The sequence below is a fragment of the Patescibacteria group bacterium genome (assembly GCA_022560785.1).
Classification (GTDB): Bacteria; Patescibacteriota; Minisyncoccia; order Phycocordibacterales; family JADFSL01; genus JADFSL01.
The window spans coordinates 1-3,168 of record JADFSL010000045.1; the positions used below are offsets into that span (position 1 = coordinate 1).

General features: G+C 43.3%; 3 protein-coding genes. 2 read left to right on the forward strand and 1 reads right to left on the reverse strand.

Annotation, left to right across the window (positions count from 1 at the left end):
• The first annotated feature begins 299 nt into the window (after nt 1-299).
• Entirely contained in the window at nt 300-1,217 is a 918-nt protein-coding gene (locus IIB50_03145) for a tyrosine-type recombinase/integrase (GenBank protein MCH7530084.1), read from the forward strand.
• Nucleotides 1,207-2,409, forward strand: coding sequence for an IS91 family transposase (locus IIB50_03150; GenBank protein MCH7530085.1), 1,203 nt, complete (start codon nt 1,207-1,209; stop codon nt 2,407-2,409). Before IIB50_03145 ends, IIB50_03150 begins: the two co-directional genes overlap by 11 nt.
• A gap of 350 nt (nt 2,410-2,759) precedes the next feature.
• Here IIB50_03150 and IIB50_03155 read toward each other — a convergent pair whose 3' ends face one another.
• Nucleotides 2,760-3,014, reverse strand: coding sequence for a hypothetical protein (locus tag IIB50_03155; GenBank protein ID MCH7530086.1), 255 nt, complete (start codon nt 3,012-3,014; stop codon nt 2,760-2,762).
• Between the last annotated feature and the right edge of the window lie 154 nt (nt 3,015-3,168).

Genomic DNA, 3,168 nt, shown 5'->3' on the forward strand with positions numbered 1-3,168 from the left:
TTCCTCCTTGACGAACTCTTAATTATATTCCCCTGATTATCCATAACACCAATGGTCGTTCCCTGCGTAACCTTAAGTGCTTTATCAACAGCCTGCTGATTAGTTCCTGCTATATAAGAAGGTTTTTTATGGCCTTGAAGTTGAGAAACACCTGACTTAACGGTATTCACCGTCTCGACTTCAATCGCTCTCGTTGGTGTGACTATATCCACGCCCTTCTTATTGTTGAACTAAACCGCTTTCAGCGGTAGCTCATTGTATAAATATCTATTATGGTTTCATAACCAACACATAAAGTTATGAAATCAACAGAGAAAACCATTACACAGGGGAAAGCCTTCACCTTTAAAGAGGGCAACATTGTTAAAATCGAAGGGCTTTGTGATCTTCTTGGCCGCTTCTCAAAACGCATTGAGATTAGTTATTCGGGGTATAGTACGGTAAAAACCTACCGCCGTTCCTTGCGTGACTTGAGTTTGTTTCACGGATGTTTACCGGATGAATTAGAGGTAGATGAGATCTTAGACTATCTCCATCATTTGCGAGAACAGGAGTTGAGCTGGGCCAAGATCAAACTGGATGTAGCAGCTCTTAAATACTTCTACAGGGAAATGGCACACAATGAATCCATGGCCTCTTCGATACCTTATCCCAAAGAGGAAAAATCACTTCCCTGTATCTTAAGCCGAGATGAACTCATCAGGTTATTTAATGCGACTATCAATCCTAAACACCGTGTGATCTTACGCTTGATTTATGGAAGCGGATTACGCAGGTCAGAGTTGATCAATTTACGCATTGAGAACATCGACACTGACAATGGGAAATGCAGGATCCGTATTAATAAAGGTAAAGGAACAAAGGATCGATATACTGTTTTAAGCCAGAAAGTCTTGAAAGAACTACGGGAGTACTTCACAGCTTGCCGGCCAAAACAATACCTGTTCAATGGCCGGAACAAAGGAGGAGCGATGAGTGCGGGATTATTGCGTTATATCATCGTTAATGCAAAAAAGAGAAGCGGCATAACCAAGCCGGTCAACTTGCATATTCTGCGTCATTGTTTTGCCTCACATGCTTTGGAAGATGGCATGTCCCTGCGCATGTTACAGGAGATTCTCGGACATAGCAGTATCCAGACCACCATGATCTACCTGCATGTAAGTGAAGTACCGTTAAAAGGAGCTTTTAGCCCCTTGGATAACATTGAGGAATAGCAATCACAAACCCTCACTTACATTACAGCATATTTTAAACCTTCATCTTGATGAGTTAATCGATAATGGTGTTTTCAATACCTACCAAAGCAGGATTTTACGCGCCTTAAAGCAGTGCAAAACTTCCAGTTTGGGAGAACACTGGGAAGTATGTGACAACTGTGGCGTTGTCAAAGTACATTACAACAGTTGCGGCAACCGTCATTGCCCGGGCTGTCAGGGAGCAAATCGTGAGAGATGGCTGCTGGAACGGGAGTACGACTTGTTTGATGTACCGCATCACCATGTAACATTCACCGTTTCTTCGGATCTCAGGGAGTGGTTTAAGATGAATAAGAAAGAGCTGTATGACCTGCTGTTTACCAGCATGTGGGCAACGCTATTGTCATTTTCAAAGGACAAGCAAAGCCGCTTAGAAGCTCTAATCGGGGTGATCAGCATCTTGCATACCTGGACACAGCAACTCGGATACCATCCCCATTTGCACTGTATTGTTCCTTCAGGAGGGCTTAGTGCAGATGGGAGTTGGAAAGCAAAGTCGGGGAAGTTTCTCTTTCATGTGGGATCACTGAGCACTGTTTTTAAGGCAAAGTTTTGTGATGGTTTAAAGGCCTTGTACAGGCAGGGTAAACTCAGATTTACCAGGCACCTTAATCCAGGTGAGTTTAATCAGTTCATAGAAACGATCAGAAACAAGCAATGGGTGGTAAACAGTAAGCCTGGTTTTAAAGGCAAACAATCCGTGCTGGAGTATTTGGGCAGATATACTCACCAGATAGCCATCAGTAATTACCGGTTGCTAAAGCTTAGCGATGGAATAGTCACTTTTTCTTATCGTGACCGCAAAGCGGGTGACATCAAGAGGGTGATGAGCTTACCTGTAAAGAAGTTTTTGATTCGTTTCTCCTGGCATCTCCTCCCCAAAGGGTTTATTAAGATCCGCCATTACGGAATATTCAGTTCTCGTGTAAAAAAGCAAAAGCTGGCCTTGGTGAGAAAGTCATTGAATCAGCCGCAGAAAAAAAAGGAGAAACTCACCCTGGCAGAGGTGATCTTAAAAACCACCGGAACAGACATTACCCGTTGTACAAGTTGCAAAAGAGGTACTATGCTTGTTTTTAAGGTCATTCATCCCGTAAGGGGATCGCCGCGATTACCCATTAATAAACCAGCATATCCATGTGTGAATTAATTGAAATAGCAACCGTCATAGCAGGCAGGGCATGGATACTATTGTCCAAAAACTAAAAACCAGGGATAATGAGGCTTCACAAGACTATCGAAAAACCAAAAAGCGGCAAAGCGCAACCGATATTTGCTAAACAGATGATAAAAATCCATTTCTCAACTCCGTTTGTCTATTTCAAAACTATGTTAATACCGCACACAAAAAGATTGAAATCACACAGGGGTAATTCCGGGCTTGCCTGTATCTGATAAGCAGGGCGGAGCGGTTCAGTGCAACACTTAGAAAAAATCAGTGGGAGCGCCCTGCGCCCACCTGATTTTAGGTTCTAATTGTTATATGCCGTAAACACACAGCTACCAGGTCTTGGCAATAGGACTGTTAATTGCTTTTCCCTTACCTATCAAATCCGTATGCAGTTTTGAAATCTCTATTGCATTCTGTTGTATGGTTTTTGCAATAGTGTCCAAATCATCGACGAACATTCGCCACTGTTGCTTGGAAATCTCGCTGTTCCGAAGTGAGCGTTCACTGGCCGATCCAGCCGGCGTTTGACAGCCGACCAACAGGCCCGACAACAGAAGTACAAAGAATATCCCGAGTTTTTTCATGGCAAGTCACCTCAACATTGATCATTGCAACGCAACCGGTCTGATGTTCCATCTTACACAGTAATCGGATGAGAATAACAATTCCGTCAGGACTTTATCCAACCCCGCAGGACCTGTCAACGAGAAATCACAACTTTTCCCAAACATCCGCTTG

Bases quoted from the DNA above. Each gene is read 5' to 3' on its own strand.
- IIB50_03155 (MCH7530086.1), bottom strand. From the start codon at position 3,014: ATGAAAAAACTCGGGATATTCTTTGTACTTCTGTTGTCGGGCCTGTTG.
- IIB50_03145 (MCH7530084.1), top strand. From the start codon at position 300: ATGAAATCAACAGAGAAAACCATTACACAGGGGAAAGCCTTCACCTTT.